We start from the raw sequence: 1,446 nt of genomic DNA on the forward strand, positions 1-1,446 counted from the left end.
TCGTCGACTATGACGAGCTGCGGGGCCTCGAACCGTCCATTCCGACGCTTTTCTGAAAGCGATTCCGCCGAACCTGCCCGGTCCGCCGAGCCTGCGACGGCCGCCCGTCCGGCGTCCCCGGCAGCCCGTCCGGTCCGTTCCCGTAGTGCGATCATGGGCCGGCGTCCCGAGAATATGGGAGGATCACGGCGTTCGCCGTCTGACACCGCCCGGCCCGCGACGCCCACCCGTCGCCCGGGGCCCGTGTGCCGAAGTAGAGGAGCCTGGGCATGATCGAGAGGTCCGTATCGGGAACCACATCGGGAACGGGGCCGGCCGCGAACCAGGAGAACGCGAACCAGGAGAAGAAGCCGGAGAACAGCCGGGACGAGGCGGTGAGACACCGCCGGGTCGGGGTGGTGGGGCTCGGCACCATGGGCGCGGGCATCGCCGAGGTGCTGGCGAAGGCCGGTCTGGAGGTCGTCGGCATCGCGCGTGACACCGACGCGCTCGCCCGCAGCCGGGCCCGGGTCGAGCACTCCCTCGACCGCGCGGGCCGCCACGGCAAGCTCGACGACGCGACCAGGCAGGCCGTGCTGGCCCGCATGCGTCTCGGCACCGAGCTCGCGGCGGTCGCCGACTGCGAGCTGGTGATCGAGGCGATCGACGAACGAATGAGCGCCAAACAGGCGCTTTTCGCCCGACTCGACGAGATCTGCCCCCCGGCCACCGTCTTCCTGACGAACACCAGCTCCCTGTCGGTGACGGAACTCGCGGCGGGCACCGCCCGCCCGGAACGGGTGCTCGGCACCCACTGGTTCAATCCGGCGCCGGTGATGCGCCTGGTGGAGGTCGTACGCACGGTCGTCACCGACCCGACTGTGCTGGCCGGGGTGATCGGCTTGGTCAACGACGTGGGGAAGACCGCGGTCGTCGCGGAGGACCGGGCGGGCTTCATCGTCAACGCGCTGCTGTTCGGTTATCTCAACAACGCCGTGCGCATGCTCGAGGCCCGGTATGCGGCCCGGGAGGACATCGACGCGGCCATGCGGCTCGGGTGCGGGCATCCGATGGGCCCGCTCGCCCTGCTCGATCTGATCGGTCTGGACGCCGCCCACGAGATCCTCAACTCGATGTACCGGCAGTCCCGTGACCACCTGCACGCTCCGGCACCGCTGCTGAGCCAGCTCGTGCGAGCGGGCCTGCTCGGCCGCAAGACCGGTCGTGGTTTCTACACCTACGCGGCACCGGACTCCTCCGAGGTGGTCGACGCGGTCGATCCGCTTGCCGACCGCCTGGGGCGGGGCCGCCCGGTGCGCTCGGTCGGCGTCGTGGGGAGCGGCACGATGGCGGATGGCATCGCGGAGGTGCTGGCCCGGTCCGGGCACGACGTCCTCCTGCGGGCCCGGAGCGAGCGCACCCTCGCCGCCACCCTCGCGAAGATCGAGTCGTCGTTGGCGGCGTCGG

The 1,446-nt window shown here is 71.2% G+C and carries 1 protein-coding gene; it reads left to right on the forward strand.

The features are described 5' to 3' along the window. Positions 1-413: 413 nt before the first annotated feature. On the forward strand, positions 414-1,446 hold a 1,033-nt coding region (locus AC08ON_RS02805; protein ID WP_476616402.1), incomplete at its 3' end, for a 3-hydroxyacyl-CoA dehydrogenase family protein.

It is taken from the genome of Frankia sp. CoWAU3 (genome assembly GCF_977971855.1).